Here is a 17,186-nt window from a genome sequence, read left to right as displayed (position 1 = left end):
TAGACAGCTCGCACTTCACTCGGAGGTCTTCGTCATGTCACCACGCCACGCCGTCACCAACGTCCGTGGTCAGTACAGCTAGGCGCCGAGCCGGCGGAACGTGCTGCGGTGAAACACGATGGGCGCCACCTCGGCGTCGACCGTCACCTCGTTGACCCGCAGCACCACGATGGTGTGGTCCCCCGCCGGGATCAGTTGCTCGATCGCGCTCTCCAGCCACAGGCCGGTGCCCTTGATGAATACCGCGCCGCTGTCGTAGGACACCGTCTCCAGACCGGCGAACCGGTCGCCGGTCTTGGCCGCCAGGGTGCGGGCGGCCTCGTCATGGACCTCGCCGAGCACGCTGATGCCCAGCATAGGAGCGCCCTTGAGCTTGGGCCATGTCGTCGAGGTGTTCTGTACACAGAACGACACCAGCGGCGGCTCGAGCGAGACGGGGACGAAGGTGCTGGCGGCCAAGCCTTCTCGGATCCCCTCGACTTCGGCGGCGATGGCCACCACGCCGGACGGAAAGTGGCCGAAGGCCTCACGAAGTGTGGACGGTGTCAGGTTCTTGTTCGGGTTCACCGCGGTCATTCGCCCCTTGCGCCGAGAACGGAATTCTCGCCCCCGACCCTACCTGCCGAATATCCATGGGCTGAAGCCACATCCGGATGCGCCCGCAGTCTGCTCTTCCACGCATTGCGGCCGTAGACGGAGAAGATCGGGTCCGACGGATCGTCCCTTTTGGCGGCGCGGGCGGCGAGTGCCCTCAGTTCCTCGGGCAGCGCCAGCAGCGGGATCTGCGCGTCCAGTCGCGGGTTGAAGAAGTACGGCACCGAAATGCGCTCCTCGCCAGGGGCGCCTAGGTGCACCCGGTGCTCGGTGGCTCGCAGGTAACCGCCCGTCGCCACCTCGAGCAACTCGCCGATGTTGACGATGAACGCGCCCTCCACCGGCGGCACCTCGACCCAGTCGCCGCCCCGGGCGGGGCGCACCTGCAGTCCGCGGCTGCCCGGCTCGGCCAGTAGCACCGTGAGCACCCCGGCGTCGCGGTGCACGCCCACGCCTTGGGGGCTGGCCGCACGGGCGGGGTAGCGGATGATCTTGATCAGCGTGGCCGGCGCGTCGGCGAACGCGGCGTCGAACGCGTTCGGCGCGCTGCCCAGCGACGCCGCCCAGTGCCGCAGCAAGGTGCGGGCCACCGCGGAAAGCGCGGCGTCCCACTCGCCGACGATGCCGGGCAACTCGGGCACGGCCTGGGGCCACTGATTCGGGCCCTGCAGCCACAGGTAGTCCGGCTTGCCGGGGCCGCCGATCGGGGGACGTTCCGGGCCGAGGTCGATCTGCTCGCGCCAGTCCACCCGGCCCCGGGTGAGTTCGCCGCCCAGCCGGGTGTAGCCGCGGAAATGCGGGCTGCGCACCATGGCGATCGCGTCCTTGTCGGCGTCGGGCAGCGCAAACAACCGGCGCGCCGCGGCGAGCAGCCGGGTGGCGAGTTCCCCGGGCACGTCGTGGCCGATGAGGTAGAAGAATCCGACCTCGTGGGCGGCCTCGCGCAGGCCCTGCCGCAGCGCTTCGGGGGCGGCCCGCAGGTCCACCACGGGCAGCGCTGTGACGCGCCTCACGTCCGTCATCGTCACATCATCTCCGCAGGTCGGGCGCGAAAACGCGGACTGCCCAACCGGTTGGTTAGTTAGACGGTGGAATTTAGCTCACACTCGCTTGCTTCGGCGACAATAACGGTTATATTTTAGGGCAGTTACTGGTGGGTAACTTAGACCTAGTACCCAACCACAAGTGGCATTCTCAACGAGGAGGAACGTAGTGAGCCACTACAAGAGCAACGTCCGTGACCAGGTATTCAACCTGTTCGAAGTTTTCGGCGTTGACAAGGCTTTAGGCCAAGGCGAGTACAGCGACCTCGACGTCGACACCGCCCAGGAAATGCTGTCCGAGATCAGCCGTCTGGCCGAGGGACCGGTCGCGGAGTCGTTCGTCGAGGGCGACCGCAACCCGCCGGTTTTCGACCCCGAGACCCACTCGGTGACCCTGCCGGAATCCTTCAAGGAGTCCGTCCGCGCCGTCACCGAGGCCGGCTGGGACAAGGCCGGCATCGACGAGGCGCTCGGCGGCATGCCGATGCCCAAGGCGCTGCTGTGGGCGCTGCACGAGCACATCCTGGGCGCCAACCCCGCCGTGTGGATGTACGGCGGCGGCGCCGGATTCGCCAACATCCTCTACCACCTCGGCACCGAGGAGCAGAAGAAGTGGGCCGTGACGGCCGCCGAGCGCGGCTGGGGTTCGACCATGGTGCTGACCGAGCCGGACGCCGGTTCGGACGTGGGCGCCGGGCGCACCAAGGCGGTCCAGCAGGAGGACGGGTCCTGGCACATCGACGGTGTGAAGCGCTTCATCACCTCGGGTGACTCCGGTGACCTGTTCGAGAACATCTTCCACCTGGTGCTGGCCCGCCCCGAGGGCGCCGGCCCGGGCACCAAGGGGCTGTCACTGTTCTTCGTGCCCAAGTTCCTGTTCGACTTCGAGACCGGCGAGCTGGGCGAGCGCAACGGCGTATTCGTCACCAACGTCGAGCACAAGATGGGCCTCAAGGTCTCCGCGACCTGCGAGCTCTCGCTCGGCCAGCACGGCGTGCCCGCCAAGGGCTGGCTGGTCGGCGAGGTGCACAACGGCATCGCGCAGATGTTCGAGGTGATCGAGCAGGCCCGCATGATGGTCGGCACCAAGGCGATCGCCACCCTGTCGACCGGCTACCTGAACGCGCTCGAGTACGCCAAGTCCCGGGTGCAGGGCGCCGACATGACCCAGATGACCGACAAGACCGCGCCGCGGGTGACGATCACGCACCACCCGGACGTGCGCCGCTCGCTGATGACCCAGAAGGCCTACGCCGAGGGTCTGCGCGCGCTGTACCTGTTCACCGCGACCTACCAGGACGCGGCGGTCGCCGAGGCGCTGCACGGTGTGGACGCCGAGCTGGCGGTGAAGGTCAACGACCTGATGCTGCCGGTGGTCAAGGGTGTGGGCTCCGAGCAGGCGTACGCCAAGCTCACCGAGAGCCTGCAGACCTTCGGTGGGTCCGGCTTCCTGCAGGACTACCCGATCGAGCAGTACATCCGTGACGCCAAGATCGACTCGCTCTACGAGGGCACCACGGCCATCCAGGCGCAGGACTTCTTCTTCCGCAAGATCGTCCGCGACAAGGGTGTGGCGCTGGCCCACGTGTCCGGGGAGATCCAGAAGTTCGTCGACAGCGAGTCCGGCAACGGCCGGCTCAAGACCGAGCGCGAGCTGCTCGGCAAGGCGCTGACCGACGTGCAGGCCATGGCGGCCACCCTGACCGGCTACCTGATGGCCGCGCAGGAGGACGTCACCAGCCTGTACAAGGTGGGCCTGGGCTCGGTGCGCTTCCTGATGAGCGTCGGCGACCTGGTCATCGGCTGGTTGCTGCAGCGTCAGGCCGCGGTCGCGGTGGCGGCGCTGGACGCCGGAGCCAGCGGCGCCGAGCGGTCCTTCTACGAGGGCAAGATCGCGGTGGCATCGTTCTTCGCGAAGAACTTCCTGCCCCTGCTGGCGAGCACCCGCGAGGTCATCGAGACGCTGGACAACGACATCATGGAGCTCGACGAGGCGGCGTTCTAGACCGTCTGGGTCCGCCCAGCTGAATTACCAAGGTCCCCCGCTTCCACGTTGAAGCGGGGGACCTTGTGTCTGTGGCCCGGGCGAGCAAAAAAGACCGCCGCTGGATCCCCTCACTCCAGCGGCGGCCCTTTTCGCCCCCCCGTCGCTGACCGGCGGTCGATTAGGGGACGCCCCGTATTGCCGTCGGGGTCGGGGGGTCAGACCACAACACGGGGCTATCCGGTCGGTCGGATACCCGCGTGCCCGGGTTCGTAACCGGGTGTGACCGAATTCATTCGCGCCTCGATGGTCGAGGCGGCCGGTCAGGCCTCCAGGATCGCCGCGACGCCCTGGCCGCCGGCCGCGCAGATGGAGATCAGCGCCCGAAGGGTGCCGCCGCCCTTCTGCTCGGCTTTCTTCTCGGCCAGCTGCTTGGCGGCCTGCGCCAGGATCCGACCGCCGGTGGCCGCGAAGGGATGGCCGGCGGCCAGCGACGACCCGTTGACGTTGAGCTTGGCCCGGTCGATCGACCCGAGCGCGGCGTCGAGCCCCAGCCGCTCCTTGCAGTACTCCTCGGATTCCCAGGCCTGCAGGTGCGCGAGCACCACCGACGCGAACGCCTCGTGGATCTCGTAGAAATCGAAGTCCTGCAGGCTGAGTCCGTTTCTGGCCAGCAGGCGGGGCACCGCGTACGTCGGCGCCATCAGCAGCCCGTCGCGCCCGTTGACGTAGTCCACGGCGGCGGTCTCGGCGTCCACCAGGTAGGCCAGCGGCGTCAGCGAGTGGGCAGCCGCCCAGTCGTCGCTGGCCAGCAGCGCGACCGACGCGCCGTCCGTCAGGGGGGTGGAGTTGCCGGCCGTCATCGTCGCGTCCCCGTTCTTCACCCCGAAGACGGGACGCAGCGTCGCGAGCTTTTCGGTGCTGGCGTTGGCCCGCAGATTGTCGTCGCGGTAGAGCCCGAGGAACGGGGTGACGAGGTCGTCGAAGAAGCCCCGGTCGTAGGCGGCGGCCATGTTGCGGTGGCTGGCGACGGCCAGCGCGTCCTGGTCGACGCGCTTGATGCCCATCTGCTTGGCGGTGATGGCGGCGTGCTCGCCCATCGACAACCCGGTGCGCGGCTCGCTGTTGGCCGGGATCTCGATCCCCAGGGTGGCGGGCAGCGTGCCCACCAGCTTGAGCCGTTGCAGGTTCGACTTGGACCTGCGCAGCTTGAGCAGCTGGCGGCGCAGGTTGTCGCCCAAACCGATCGGCGGGTCGGAGGTGGTGTCCACCCCACCGGCCGCGGCCACCTCGTAGCGACCGGAGGCGACGCCGTCGGCCGCGGCGATCGCGGCCTGCAGCCCCGTCCCGCACGCCTGCTGGACGTCGAACGCGGGCGTGTACGACGACAGCTCGGAGCCCAGCACGCATTCGCGGGTTAGGTTGAAGTCGCGGCTGTGCTTGAGCACGGCGCCGCCTACGACGACGCCCAGCCGCTCGCCGGCCAGCCCGAACCGGTCCACCAGCCCGTCCAGGGCCGCGGTGAACATGTCCTGGTTGGACGCCTCGGCGTACGCGCCGTCCGATCGCGCAAACGGGATGCGATTGCCGCCCAGTACCGCAACTGGTCGCCTGGTGTTAGAACTCGCTGGGGCCACTTTTCTCTCCGTGCATCTCCGGGTACATCACTTTTGAACCGGCCGTTGTTCGCCATAGTACCCACTGTTCTTACTCTGAAGTAAGTTCGTCTCGATACGGTTGGCGGATGACGGGCGCGACAGCGCCCAAAGAACACGAATGAAGATGGAAGGCAGCTCAGTGGCTCCAAAAGGCTCGTCCGATCTGTTCTCGCAGGTGGTCAACTCCGGCCCCGGATCGTTTCTGGCAAAGCAACTCGGCATTCCGCAGCCCGAGACGCTGCGCCGGTACCGGCCCGGCGAACCGCCGCTGCCGGGGTCGCTGCTGATCGGCGGTGAGGGCCGGGTGGTCGAGCCGCTGCGCGCCGCCCTGGATTCCGACTACGACGTGGTGGGCGCCAACCTGGGCGGCCGCTGGGCCGACAAGTTCGGCGGGCTGGTGTTCGACGCCACCGGCATCACGACGCCCGCCGGGCTCAAGGGCCTCTACGAGTTCTTCACCCCGGTGCTGCGCAACCTGGGCCACAACGCGCGCGTCGTGGTCGTCGGCACCACACCCGACGCCGCCGGCAGCACCGACGAGCGCATCGCGCAGCGCGCACTCGAGGGCTTCACCCGCTCGCTCGGCAAGGAGCTGCGCAACGGGTCGACCGCGCAGCTGGTGTACCTGTCGCCGCACGCGAAACCCGCCGCGACCGGCCTGGAATCCACGATGCGATTCCTGCTGTCCGGCAAGTCCGCCTACGTCGACGGCCAGGTCTTCTACGTCGGCGAGGCCGACTCCACCCCGCCCGCCGACTGGGAACGGCCGCTGGACGGCAAGGTGGCGATCGTGACCGGCGCCGCCCGCGGCATCGGCGCCTGCATCGCCGAGGTGTTCGCCCGCGACGGCGCCCGCGTCGTCGCGATCGACGTGGAGTCGGCCGCCGAGGCTTTGGCCGAGACCGCCAGCCGGGTCGGGGGCACCCCGTTGTGGCTGGACGTCACCGCCGACGACGCGGTCGACAAGATCACCGAGCACCTGAACGACCACTACGCCGGGCACGCCGACGTCCTGGTCAACAACGCCGGCATCACCCGCGACAAGCTGCTGGTGAACATGGACGAGGCACGCTGGGACGCCGTGTTGGCGGTCAATCTGCTTGCCCCGCAACGGCTCACCGAGGGCCTGGTCGGCAACGGCAGCATCGGCGAGGGGGGCCGGGTGATCGGCCTGTCGTCGATGGCCGGCATCGCGGGCAACCGCGGACAGACCAACTACGCCACCACCAAGGCCGGCATGATCGGCCTGACCCAGGCGCTGGCGCCGGGGCTCTACGAGAAGGGCATCACGATCAACGCGGTCGCGCCGGGGTTCATCGAAACCCAGATGACGGCGGCCATCCCGCTGGCCACCCGCGAGGTCGGCCGCCGGATGAATTCGCTGTTGCAGGGCGGCCAGCCCGTCGACGTCGCCGAGACGATCGCCTACTTCGCCAGCCCGGCGTCAAACGCGGTGACCGGCAATGTCATTCGCGTCTGCGGCCAGGCGATGTTGGGGGCGTGATGAGCCAGCCCAGCGGTTTGCGAAACATGCTGCGCGCGGCGGCCGGGGCGCTGCCCCTGCTGCCCCGCTCCGACCAGCTGCCCAGCCGCACGGTGACCGTCGAGGAACTGCCCATCGACCAGTCGAACGTGGCCGAGTACGCGGGCGTCACGGGCCTGCGCTACGGCAACCACGTGCCGCTGACCTACCCGTTCGCGTTGACCTTTCCGGCGATGATGTCGCTGGTGACCGGCTTCGACTTTCCTTTTGCCGCAATGGGTTCGGTGCACACCGAGAACCGCATCACGCAGTACCGCCCGATCGCGGTGACCGACACGGTCGGGGTGCGCGTGCACGCCGAGAACCTGCGCGAGCACCGCAAGGGCCTGCTGGTGGACCTGGTGACCGACGTGAGCGTCGGTAACGACGTCGCGTGGCACCAGGTGACCACCTTCCTGCACCAGCAGCGCACCAGCCTGTCCGACGAGCCCAAACCACCGCCGCAGAAGCAGCCGAAGCTGCCCCCGCCCAGCACGGTGCTGCGGATCAGCCCCGGCCAGATCCGTCGCTACGCGGCCGTCGGCGGTGACCACAACCCGATCCACACCAACCCGGTCGCCGCCAAGCTGTTCGGGTTCCCGACCGTCATCGCGCACGGGATGTTCAGCGCCGCAGCGGTTCTGGCCAATATCGAGGCCCGGATTCCCGATGAGGCGCAGTACTCGGTGCGGTTCGGCAAGCCGCTGGTGCTCCCCGGCACCGCGGGGCTTTACATCGACCAGGGCGACGACGGCGGCTGGGATATTTCGCTGCGCAACATCGCGAAGGGATATCCCTACCTGACCGGCAGCGTCCGCGCCCTCTAGGCCTCCCGCGCCGGCCTGCGGCCGACCGCGAGCACCTTTAATCCGTATGCGCCGCAGGCGGTCAGCAGGAACACTCCGAACAGCCACAGCGGCGGGTGGGCCAGCTCCCAGACGAAGATCGCCGCCCAGATCGGCGAGCCCTGGGTCACCGCGAGCACGCCGGCGGCCCCGGCCAGTGAGACGGCCGGGGTGTGCATGTGTGTCCCGGCCGCCCAATTGACCGCCAGCACCAGGGCCGATCCCGCGGCCGCGCCGGTGGCCAGCGAGGGGGTGAGCATTCCGCCGGCGCCGCCGGCGCGCAGGAACAGCGCCGTCAGCAGCGGTTTCAACACCAGAATGACCAGGGCCGCCGACAGGGTCATGCGGCTGGCCAGGCTGACGGTCAGGATGCTGCGGCCGTTGCCGGGCAGCTCGGGCCACCAATGCGAGCAGATGCCCATCACCAGACCGGCGCCCGCCAGCGCCGGAATCAGGAACCACGATCGCATCACCCGGGCCGGCCGCGCGACCGCCATCAGCCACTTGAACGCCAATCCCACCGCGAGGGCGACCGGCGCCAGGATCAGCCCGTGCGCGGTCAGCAGGTACGACGATTCGGCGCTGGGCCAATCCAGGCTCGGCTGATCGTGGGTTTCGGCCGAGCAGATCGCGACGGCAAGGCTGGACGTGAGGCACGCGGCGCCCACCGCCCGTGGGTGCCAGGTGTTCAGCATGATCCGCACCGCGAACAACGCGCCGGCCAGCGGCACGGCGTACACGGCGCCCAGGCCCGCGCCGGCCGCGCAGGCCAGCAAGACCTGGCGGTCGTGGCTGGACAGCCGCTTCAGCCACGCGGTGGCGAAATCGCCCAGGGCAGCGGCGAATTGGCGCGGGGCGCCCTCGCGGCCCAGGGAGGCGCCGGAGCCGACCAGCAGCACCTGCAACACGGCGTCGACGCTCCATGCCAGCCGCGGGATCGGCTCGTGGCGGGCGATGGTCTGGGCCAGCGGCGGCACTGGGGTGCGGCGCCGCAGGATCCACCAACCCAGGCCCGCCAGCGCCCCGCCGATCACCGGCCCCAGCACGCGGCGGACCGGGCTGCTGCCGGTGATTCCGGCCAGCAGCGGCCCGAAACTGTAGTGGTAGGTGACGTGCTCGACGAACCGCAGCACCTCCGTCGTCGCCAAGCCGGCGACCCCGGCCAGCAACCCGACGATGACTACCGCGCAAAAGAAGTCGAGGTTGCGAGCCGACGAGTGCACCCCACGAATGTAGGGGCCAGCCGGCTTATCCGGCTTGTGAGGCGGCTTCCCGATCCTCCGGCGTGCCGCGCAGACCGTGCCAGAACAGGTCGAACATCAGCTCGGCCGCCTCGTCGACGCCGATGTCGCCGGTGGACAGCCGGTTGGCCATCGCCTCGCCGCCGCCGACCAGCGCCACCGCCATCATCTGATACTCGGCGTCCGAGCGTGGGGTGCGGCTGCCCGCCCGCATCAGCTCGGCCACCAATTCGATGATCTGCTCGCGTCCCTCGCGCACCGTGTGCGCGAACGCCTGCGAGCTGATGGCCTGGGTGTACATCACGATCCAGGACGCGCGGTTGGCGTCGATGTAACGCATGAACGACCCGATAGCGTTGCGCAACAGGTCCTTTGGGCTCTGGGCGAAGTTGATGTCGGCGCGCACCGCGTCGACGAACCGCCCCAGCTCGCGGTCCAGGCAGGCGCCGAACAGGTCCTCCTTGGAGCCGTAATACAGGTACAGCATCGGCTTGGAGATCTGCGCCTCGGCGGCGATCGCGTCCATCGACGTCTCGTGATAACCGTTGACGGAGAACATTTGCACGGCGGCGTCGAGCATCTGCTGTTCGCGGACAGCACGCGGTAACCGCTTGGTACCACCCGCCATCGTCGTTGCCTCTCTAGCCGCCAATCTGACTACAGGGTAACGAGGATGCGGCGCATTAGTGGCCACATGTTCGATTGGCGCCCTTCATCGTCGCCACCCGCACCACCGACGCATCGACCGCCGGCATCGGCAGTTCGCCGGCGGCCACGGCCTTTTCCAGCCGGTCCAGGACCGCGGGCACCTCTTCGATGCTGACCCACAGCGCCACGTCGGTACCCGCCTGCAGCGCGCGCAGCACCGCCTCGGACACGCCATACCGATCGGAGATCGCGGCCATGCTGGACAGGTCGTCGCTGAACACCGGCCCGTTGAAGGGCGGGGCGCCGTAACCGGTGCCGTCGCGCAGCAACTGCACCGCAGCCCGGCTCAGGCTGGCGGGGTCGTCGCCGGTCAGCCCGGGGACCTGCAGGTGGCCGATCATGACTGCGACCGGGAGCTGGGCCACCAGCGTCCGATAAGGCACGAGGTCGCTGGTCTGTAGTTCGCTCAGCGGCGGCGTGACGACGCCGCCCTTGTGGGAATCGCCCGAGCCGTGTCCATGGCCGGGGAAGTGCTTGAGCACCGGCAGCAGGCCGGCGTCGCGCAGGCCCTGCGCGTAGGCCCCGGCGTAGGCGGTGACGGTGTTCGGGTCCGCGCCGAATGAGCGGTCACCGATCACGCCGTCCGGTGCATCGGTGACGTCGACCACAGGGGCGAAGTCGATGGTGATACCCAGGTCGCGCATCTTCTTGCCGCGCTCCACTTCGAGGTCGTGTACTTGCTGGACCGTCTGGGTCTGCGCCAGTTGCCGGGCCGACGGGGCCACCCCGATCAGCGACTTCAACCGCGATACCCGGCCACCTTCCTCGTCGACGCCGACCGCCAGCGGCAAGGGCCCCGCGCTGTGGGCCACCTCGGCCAGCCCGCCCTTGAAAATCGAGAGGTCCGTCCAGCCACCGATGATGATCCCGCCGACGTGGGAGTCGTTGACGACGGTTCGGGCTTCGTCGGCGTTCCGCACGCCCACCATCAGCAGTTGAGCCAGCTTGTCGCGGGTCGACAGCGCGGCCGGGACGGCCGGCGGATCGGCGCATACCGGCGGCGCGGGGGCGGCCGCCGGCTTGCTCGACGAGGCCGCGGGTGGGCGGGCGGCATGGTGGCCACAGCCGGCCAGCAAGGCGGTCGCGGCGACGAGCATGGCCAGGATGCGGGGGAAGGGCATCGGGCCATGTTGTCACGGCGGGCGTTTCGTCCCGTGCTCCAGGGGGCATCGCCGGTAGGTTGGCAATCAGCCCATTTGCCTGGCAGGGAGGGGCCGGCGATGGCCGGGTTTTCGTTGGTCGCTGCGGCCAGCATCGCGGTGGGGTTGTCGCTCGGCGCCGCCGTGACCGTCGGCGTGACGCTGGCGATGGACGACCACAAGGCGGTGCCGGTGCAGACCGCACCGCGCAGCCCCGCCGGGCCGTATCTGGTGAATTACGGCTCTCGCTGCTGGCATGGTCATTGCGTGCCGTGGCCGTGACTCGCCGGCCCGGCCGGTGAGCGCCGTTCTGCTAGGTTGGCGCTAGTCCCCGAGAAATTCCAGGAGCCGTTTCATGAACCGGATCATCGCGCCCGCCGCCGCGAGCGTCGTGGTTGGTCTGTTGCTGGGCGCGGCCGCGATCTTCGGGATCACCTTGATGGTGCAGCAGGACACGAAGCCGCCACTCCCCGGGGGCGATCCGCAGTCGTCAGTGCTCAACCGGGTCGAGTACGGCAACCGTAGCTAGCCCGAGTAGGACCCGGGCCGGCGCGCCGACCCCCTGCTCGTCGGCTGCGCCGCTCTCCCGCCGGTGGTTGCTGTTGGTCGGCGCCGTCGCGCTGGCGCTGACGTTCGCGCAGTCGCCCGGGCAGGTCTCGCCCGACACCAAGCTCGACCTCACCGCCAACCCGCTGCGCTTCCTGGCCCGCGCGACCAACCTGTGGAACAGCGAACTGCCGTTCGGCCAGGCGCAGAACCAGGCCTACGGCTACCTGTTTCCGCACGGCACCTTCTTTCTGGTCGGCCACGCGCTCGGGGTGCCAGGCTGGGTGACCCAGCGGCTGTGGTGGGCGTTGCTGCTCACGGTCGGGTTTTGGGGGCTGCTGCGGGTGGCCGAGGCGCTGGGCATCGGCAGCCCGTCGTCGCGGGTGATCGGCGCGGTGGCGTTCGCGCTGTCGCCGCGGGTGCTGACCACGCTCGGCTCGATCTCGTCGGAAAGCCTGCCGATGATGCTGGCGCCGTGGGTGTTGTTGCCGACGATCCTGGCGCTACGGGCGGCCGGCGACAGGTCGGTGCGGGTCCTGGCCGCGCAGGCCGGGCTGGCGGTCGCGCTGATGGGCGCGGTCAACGCCATCGCGACGTTGGCCGCTTGCCTGCCGGCGGTGATCTGGTGGGCGTGTCACCGCCCGAACCGGTTGTGGTGGCGCTACACGGCGTGGTGGGCACTGGCGCTGGGCCTGGCCACGCTGTGGTGGGTGCTGGCGCTGGTCTGCCTGCGCCACGTCAGCCCGCCGTTCCTGGACTTCATCGAATCCTCCGGCGTGACGACGCAGTGGTCGTCGCTGACCGAGATTCTGCGCGGCACCGACAGCTGGACCCCGTTCGTGGCGCCGACCGCCACGGCCGGCGCGCCCCTGGTGACCGGGTCGGCGGCCGTCCTGGCTACCTGCCTGGTCGCGGCGGCCGGGCTGGCCGGGTTGGCCAGCGCGGGAATGCCGGCGCGGGGACGGCTGGTGACCATGCTGCTGGTCGGCGTGGTCTTGATGGCCGTCGGTTACAGCGGCGGGCTGGGGTCGCCCTTCGCCCACGAGGTGCAGGCCTTCATGGACGCCGCCGGCGCGCCGCTGCGCAACGTGCACAAGCTGGGACCGGTGATCCGCATCCCGGTGGCGCTGGGCGTCGCCCAGCTGCTGGGCCGGGTCGCACTGCCGGGCAGCGCGCCGCGCTCGGCGTGGCTGCGCGCGTTCGCCCATCCCGAGCGCGACAAGCGGGCCGCCGTGGCGGTCGTGGTCCTGACGGCGCTGATGGTCAGCACCTCGCTGGCGTGGACCGGCCGGCTCGCCCCGCCGGGCACGTTTGGCGCGATCCCGGCGTACTGGCACCAGGCCGCCGACTGGCTGGACGAACACAACACCGGTACACCGGTTTCCGGGCGGGTGCTGGTGGTCCCCGGGGCGCCGTTCGCCACCCAGTCGTGGGGCACCACCCACGACGAGCCGCTGCAGGTGCTCGGCCACAGCCCGTGGGGCGTGCGCGACTCCATCCCCTTGACCCCGCCGCAGACCATCCGGGCGCTGGATTCGGTACAGCGCCTGTTCGCCGCCGGGCAACCCTCGGTCGGCCTGGCCGATACCCTTGCCCGCCAAGGCATTTCGTATGTCGTGCTGCGCAACGACCTGGATCCGGAGACGTCGCGCTCGGCGCGCCCCATCCTGGTGCACCGCGCCGTCGAGGGCTCGCCGGGGCTGCAGAAGGTGGCGCAGTTCGGCGATCCCGTCGGGCCCGGCACGCTGGCGGGCTTCGTCGCCGACAGCGGCCTGCGGCCGCGCTTCCCGGCGGTCGAGATCTACCGCGTCGCGGTTGCCGGTGATCCGGGCGCGCCCTACTTCGTCGACGCCGACCGGCTGCCCCGGGTCGCCGGCGGCCCCGAGGTGCTGCTGCGCCTGGATGAGCGGCGACGGCTGCTGGGCCAGCCGCCGCTAGGCCCGGTGCTGATGGGCGCCGACGCCCACGCCGCCGGCCTGCCCGCACCCCTCGTGACGGTCACCGACACACCGGTGGCCCGCGAAACCGACTACGGCCGCGTCGACCAGCATTCGTCGGCCGTCCGGGCGGACGGCGACGCGAGGCACACGTTCAACCGCGTCCCCGACTATCCGGTCCCGGGCGCCGACATGGTGTTCGGGGCCTGGAACGGCGGCCGCATCACCGTGTCGAGCTCGTCGTCGGACTCCACCGCCATGCCCGACGTCGCGCCGGCGACCTCCCCCGCCGCGGCGATCGACGGCGACTCGGCGACGGCGTGGGTGTCCAACGCGCTGCAGGCCGCCGTCGGGCAGTGGCTGCGGGTGGACTTCGACCACCCGGTGACCAACGGCTCCCTCACCATCACGCCGAGCGCCACCGCCGTCGGCGCCCAGGTCCGCCGCATCCTGGTCGAGACGGCCAACGGCAGCACCACGCTGCGGTTCGACGAGCCGGGCAAGCCGCTCGCGGTGGCGCTGCCGTACGGCGAAACGCCGTGGGTGCGGATCACCGCCGCCGGCACCGACGACGGCTCCCCCGGCGTGCAGTTCGGCATCACCGACCTGTCGATCACCCAGTACGACGCGTCCGGCTTCGCCCATCCGGTCAGCCTGCGGCACACCGTGCGGGTGCCCGGGCCGCCGCCGGGCGCGGCGGTCGCCGCGTGGGACCTGGGATCGGAGCTGCTCGGCAGGCCGGGTTGTGCGGCGGCGGCCGGTGGTGTGCGCTGCGCGGCATCGATGGCGCTGGCTCCGGAAGAGCCGGTCAACTTCAGCCGAACCCTGACCGTCACAGATCCGGTGTCGGTGACGCCGACGGTGTGGGTGCGGCCACGACAGGGGCCCAAGCTGGCCGACCTGGTCGCCGAGCCCAATACCACTCGGGCCCAAGGCGATTCGGACGTCGTGGACATCCTGGGGTCCGCGTTCGCGGCGACGGACGGCGACCCGGCCACCGCGTGGACCGCGCCGCAGCGGGTGGTGCAGCACAAGTCCCCGCCGACGCTGACCCTCACCCTGCCGCGGCCCACCGAGGTCACCGCGCTGCGCGTGGCGCCCAGCGGGTCGACGCTGCCGGCGCACCCGACGGTGCTGGCGGTCGACCTGGGCGACGGCCCGCAGGTCTGGAAGCTGAAACCGGGTGAGCCGCAAACGCTTTCGCTCAAGCCGCGGGTGACAGACACCGTCAGCATCAGCCTGCTCGACTGGGAAGACGTGATCGACCGCAACGCCCTGGGCTTCGATCAGCTCAAGCCGCCGGGCCTGGCCGAGGTCGCGGTGCTGGGCGCCGACGGCAACCCGATCGCGCCCGCCGACGCCGCCCGCAACCGGTCGCGGGAGATCACCGTCGGCTGCGATCGCGGGCCGGTCGTCGCCGTCGCGGGCCGGTTCGTGCACACCTCGATCCGCACCACCGCCGGCGCGCTGCTGGACGGCGCACCGGTCGCGGCGCAGCCTTGCGAAACCGAGCCGATCGCGCTGCCGGCCGGCCAGCAGGAGCTGTTGATCAGCCCCGGCGCCGAGTTCGTCGTAGACGGGGCCCGGCTGTCGACCCCGGCCGCCGCCGAGATACCCAGCGCGACTGAGCCCTTCCTGGCTCCCGCCCCTACCGGGGCGTGGGGTCCGAGCCGCCGCGAGGTGCGGGCCCCCGCGTCGCCCACCGAGCGGGTGCTGGTCATCCCCGAGAGCATCAACCCCGGGTGGGTGGCGCGCACCGCCGCTGGGGCCCGGCTGACCCCGGTCGCGGTCAACGGGTGGCAGCAGGGCTGGGTGGTGCCGGCAGGGGACCCCGGCACCATCACGCTGAGCTTCGCCTCCAATTCGCTGTACCGGACGGGCCTGGCGGTGGGGCTGGCGTTGCTGCCGCTGCTGGCCGCGCTCGCCTTGTGGCGCACCCGGCGCGGGCGCACCGACGACCCGCCCGCCCGACCGTGGGCCCCCGGCCCCTGGGCGGCCGTCGGCGTGCTGGCGGCCGGGACGGCCATCGCGGGCCCGGCGGGGTTGGTGGTGGCCGGCGCCGCGGCGGGGCTGCGGTATGCCGTGCGGCGCCGGCGCGACGCCTTGACCGTGGTGCTGAGCGCCGGAGGGCTGATCCTGGCCGGTGCGGCGCTGTCGCGGCATCCATGGCGCTCGGTCGACGGTTACGCCGGGCATGCGGCGAATGTGCAACTGCTGGCGCTGATTTCGCTTGCGGTGCTCGCCGCGTCGGTGGTGGCAGTTCCACGACGGGGACCGGCGCCGCGCGAGGACTGACAATCGGGGCGTTGGCTTCCGGTTTCTGTGCTGCTTGACTGGTAATACGTGACGACCATGGGTTGGTTCTCGGCACCCGAATACTGGCTGGGCCGGATGGTCCTGCAGCGTGGTGTCGCGGCCATCTATCTGATCGCCTTCGTCGCGGCCGCGCTGCAATTCCGGGCGCTCATCGGCGAGCACGGGATGCTGCCGGTGCCCCGGTTCTTGGCCCGGCAGACGTTTTGGCGGGCGCCGAGCCTTTTCCACTTTCGCTATTCCGACCGGCTGTTCGCGGGCGTGGCCTGGCTGGGTGCGGCGCTGGCGGCGGCCGTCGTCGCCGGCGCGGCCGACCTGGCGCCGGTGTGGGCCGCGATGCTGGCGTGGCTGGCGCTGTGGGCGCTCTACCTTTCGATCGTCAACGTCGGCCAGACCTGGTACGGGTTCGGCTGGGAGTCGTTGCTGCTGGAGGCGGGGTTCCTGATGATCTTCGTCGGCAACGACCGGGTGGCGCCGCCGGTGCTGACGCTGTGGATGGCGCGGCTGCTGCTGTTCCGGGTCGAGTTCGGCGCGGGGCTGATCAAGATGCGCGGCGACCCGTGCTGGCGCGACCTGACGTGCCTGTACTACCACCACGAGACACAGCCGATGCCGGGGCCGTTGAGCTGGTTCTTCCATCACCTGCCCAGGCCGCTGCACCGCGTCGAGGTGGCCGGCAACCATTTCGCCCAGCTGATCGTGCCGTTCGGGTTGTTCGCGCCGCAGCCGGTGGCCAGCGTGGCCGGCGTGATCGTCGTCGTCACCCAGCTGTGGCTGGTGGCGTCGGGCAACTTCGCCTGGCTCAACTGGGTGACGATCATGCTGGCGTTCAGCGCCATCGACGACTCAACGCTGGCGCTGCTCTTTCCGGTGCCCGCGCATCCGGCATGGCCGGCGCCGCCGCTGTGGTTCGCCGCCGTGGTGATGGCGTTCAGTGCCGCCGTGCTGTTCCTGAGCTACTGGCCGGTGCGCAACATGCTTTCGCCGCGTCAGCGAATGAACATGTCCTTCAACCCATTTCATCTGGTAAACACGTACGGAGCGTTCGGCAGCATCGGGCGGGTCCGCCGCGAGGTGGTGATCGAGGGCACCGACGAGACGCGGGTCACCGACGAAACGGTGTGGAAAGAATACGAATTCAAGGGCAAACCCGGCGGCTTGCGACGGCTGCCGCGGCAGTGGGCCCCCTACCATCTGCGCCTGGACTGGCTGATGTGGTTCGCCGCGATCTCGCCCGGCTACGCCCAGCCGTGGCTGAGGCCGTTCATGCAGCGGCTGCTACGCAACGACCGTCCGACGCTGCGGCTGTTGCGGCGCAATCCATTTCTGGACTCGCCGCCGCGGTACGTGCGCGCGCAGCTGTATGAATACCGGTTCACGACCGTCGCGGAGTTGCGGCGTGACCACGCCTGGTGGCATCGCACGCTGATTGGCTGGTACGTCCTGCCGATGACTCTGCAGGAGACGACGCACCCGCAGGGAATTTAGCCCGGCTTAAAATGGCGGCGGGTCGTCGTCGTCTTCGATGGGTGGGGCGGGTCCAAAGTAGCTGGGCTGCTCGGCTTTTCGGGCTAGGCGGGCGTCGCGGTTGTGGCGGCGTTCGGTGGCCACCCGGTGGGCGCGGTCTTGGGCGCGGGTGCGGCGGCGTTTGGGCAT

General features: G+C 70.2%; 13 protein-coding genes. 7 read left to right on the top strand and 6 right to left on the bottom strand.

Translation table 11 applies throughout. The annotated features are described in order from the left end of the window. Positions 1–78: 78 nt before the first annotated feature. Both AWB92_RS22860 and AWB92_RS22855 read right to left on the bottom strand, forming a co-directional pair. Entirely contained in the window at positions 79–567 is a 489-nt protein-coding gene (locus tag AWB92_RS22860) for a flavin reductase family protein (RefSeq protein ID WP_085189726.1), read from the bottom strand. Between the two features lie 5 nt (positions 568–572). Next, positions 573–1,616 carry a 2-oxoglutarate and iron-dependent oxygenase domain-containing protein gene (locus AWB92_RS22855; RefSeq protein WP_085189724.1) on the bottom strand — a complete coding sequence of 348 codons (1,044 nt, stop codon included), beginning with the start codon at positions 1,614–1,616 and terminating at the stop codon, positions 573–575. Positions 1,617–1,806: 190 nt separating this feature from the next. Between AWB92_RS22855 and AWB92_RS22850 the strand changes: the two genes are divergently transcribed. Beyond that, positions 1,807–3,642: an acyl-CoA dehydrogenase gene (locus AWB92_RS22850; RefSeq protein WP_068109420.1), complete on the top strand. Its 1,836-nt coding sequence runs from the start codon at positions 1,807–1,809 to the stop codon at positions 3,640–3,642. Positions 3,643–3,944: 302 nt separating this feature from the next. On the opposite strand, the gene AWB92_RS22845 is transcribed toward AWB92_RS22850, so the two are convergent. Next, positions 3,945–5,258, bottom strand: a complete 1,314-nt coding sequence (locus tag AWB92_RS22845; RefSeq protein WP_085189720.1) for an acetyl-CoA C-acetyltransferase — start codon at positions 5,256–5,258, stop codon at positions 3,945–3,947. A gap of 160 nt (positions 5,259–5,418) precedes the next feature. Between AWB92_RS22845 and AWB92_RS22840 the strand changes: the two genes are divergently transcribed. Further along, complete coding sequence (locus AWB92_RS22840; RefSeq protein ID WP_085189722.1) at positions 5,419–6,783, top strand: 3-oxoacyl-ACP reductase; 1,365 nt, start codon at positions 5,419–5,421, stop codon at positions 6,781–6,783. Beyond that, entirely contained in the window at positions 6,783–7,628 is an 846-nt protein-coding gene (locus AWB92_RS22835; RefSeq protein WP_085189717.1) for a MaoC/PaaZ C-terminal domain-containing protein, read from the top strand. The genes AWB92_RS22840 and AWB92_RS22835 overlap by 1 nt, the downstream gene beginning before the upstream one ends. Here the strand turns inward: AWB92_RS22835 and AWB92_RS22830 are convergent. Genes AWB92_RS22830 through AWB92_RS22820 form a run of 3 tightly spaced genes read right to left on the bottom strand, consistent with a single transcriptional unit; the run spans position 7,625 to position 10,716 of the window. After that, entirely contained in the window at positions 7,625–8,869 is a 1,245-nt protein-coding gene (locus AWB92_RS22830; protein WP_241523553.1) for a chloride channel protein, read from the bottom strand. The two genes, AWB92_RS22835 and AWB92_RS22830, sit on opposite strands and share 4 nt — an antisense overlap. A gap of 25 nt (positions 8,870–8,894) precedes the next feature. Beyond that, positions 8,895–9,515: a TetR/AcrR family transcriptional regulator gene (locus tag AWB92_RS22825; RefSeq protein WP_068180594.1), complete on the bottom strand. Its 621-nt coding sequence runs from the start codon at positions 9,513–9,515 to the stop codon at positions 8,895–8,897. A 55-nt stretch (positions 9,516–9,570) separates the two neighbouring features. Beyond that, positions 9,571–10,716: a glycoside hydrolase family 3 N-terminal domain-containing protein gene (locus AWB92_RS22820; RefSeq protein WP_085189713.1), complete on the bottom strand. Its 1,146-nt coding sequence runs from the start codon at positions 10,714–10,716 to the stop codon at positions 9,571–9,573. A gap of 99 nt (positions 10,717–10,815) precedes the next feature. Here AWB92_RS22820 and AWB92_RS22815 point away from each other — a divergent pair, with 99 nt between their 5' ends. The 4 genes from AWB92_RS22815 (at position 10,816) to AWB92_RS22800 (ending at position 17,018) form a co-directional block, all read left to right on the top strand. Next, positions 10,816–11,016, top strand: a complete 201-nt coding sequence (locus AWB92_RS22815) for a DUF2613 family protein (protein WP_085189711.1) — start codon at positions 10,816–10,818, stop codon at positions 11,014–11,016. A gap of 73 nt (positions 11,017–11,089) precedes the next feature. Beyond that, positions 11,090–11,263, top strand: a complete 174-nt coding sequence (locus AWB92_RS22810) for a DUF2613 domain-containing protein (RefSeq protein WP_065443914.1) — start codon at positions 11,090–11,092, stop codon at positions 11,261–11,263. 67 nt (positions 11,264–11,330) lie between these two features. Further along, positions 11,331–15,512, top strand: coding sequence for an alpha-(1->3)-arabinofuranosyltransferase (locus AWB92_RS22805; protein WP_085189709.1), 4,182 nt, complete (start codon positions 11,331–11,333; stop codon positions 15,510–15,512). Between the two features lie 57 nt (positions 15,513–15,569). Then, positions 15,570–17,018 (top strand): lipase maturation factor family protein, encoded by a 1,449-nt coding sequence (locus tag AWB92_RS22800; protein WP_085189706.1) that lies wholly within the window; start codon positions 15,570–15,572, stop codon positions 17,016–17,018. Positions 17,019–17,186: the final 168 nt, after the last annotated feature.

It is taken from the genome of Mycobacterium sp. IEC1808 (assembly GCF_002101935.1).
Lineage (GTDB): Bacteria > Actinomycetota > Actinomycetes > Mycobacteriales > Mycobacteriaceae > Mycobacterium.
The sequence above is the reverse complement of the archived record's forward strand: the minus strand, read 5'-3'. Positions and strand labels throughout refer to the sequence as shown.

Bases quoted from the DNA above. Each gene is read 5' to 3' on its own strand.
- AWB92_RS22810 (WP_065443914.1), top strand. From the start codon at position 11,090: ATGAACCGGATCATCGCGCCCGCCGCCGCGAGCGTCGTGGTTGGTCTG.
- AWB92_RS22855 (WP_085189724.1), bottom strand. From the start codon at position 1,616: ATGACGGACGTGAGGCGCGTCACAGCGCTGCCCGTGGTGGACCTGCGG.
- AWB92_RS22815 (WP_085189711.1), top strand. From the start codon at position 10,816: ATGGCCGGGTTTTCGTTGGTCGCTGCGGCCAGCATCGCGGTGGGGTTG.
- AWB92_RS22825 (WP_068180594.1), bottom strand. From the start codon at position 9,515: ATGGCGGGTGGTACCAAGCGGTTACCGCGTGCTGTCCGCGAACAGCAG.
- AWB92_RS22800 (WP_085189706.1), top strand. From the start codon at position 15,570: ATGGGTTGGTTCTCGGCACCCGAATACTGGCTGGGCCGGATGGTCCTG.
- AWB92_RS22835 (WP_085189717.1), top strand. From the start codon at position 6,783: ATGAGCCAGCCCAGCGGTTTGCGAAACATGCTGCGCGCGGCGGCCGGG.
- AWB92_RS22820 (WP_085189713.1), bottom strand. From the start codon at position 10,716: ATGCCCTTCCCCCGCATCCTGGCCATGCTCGTCGCCGCGACCGCCTTG.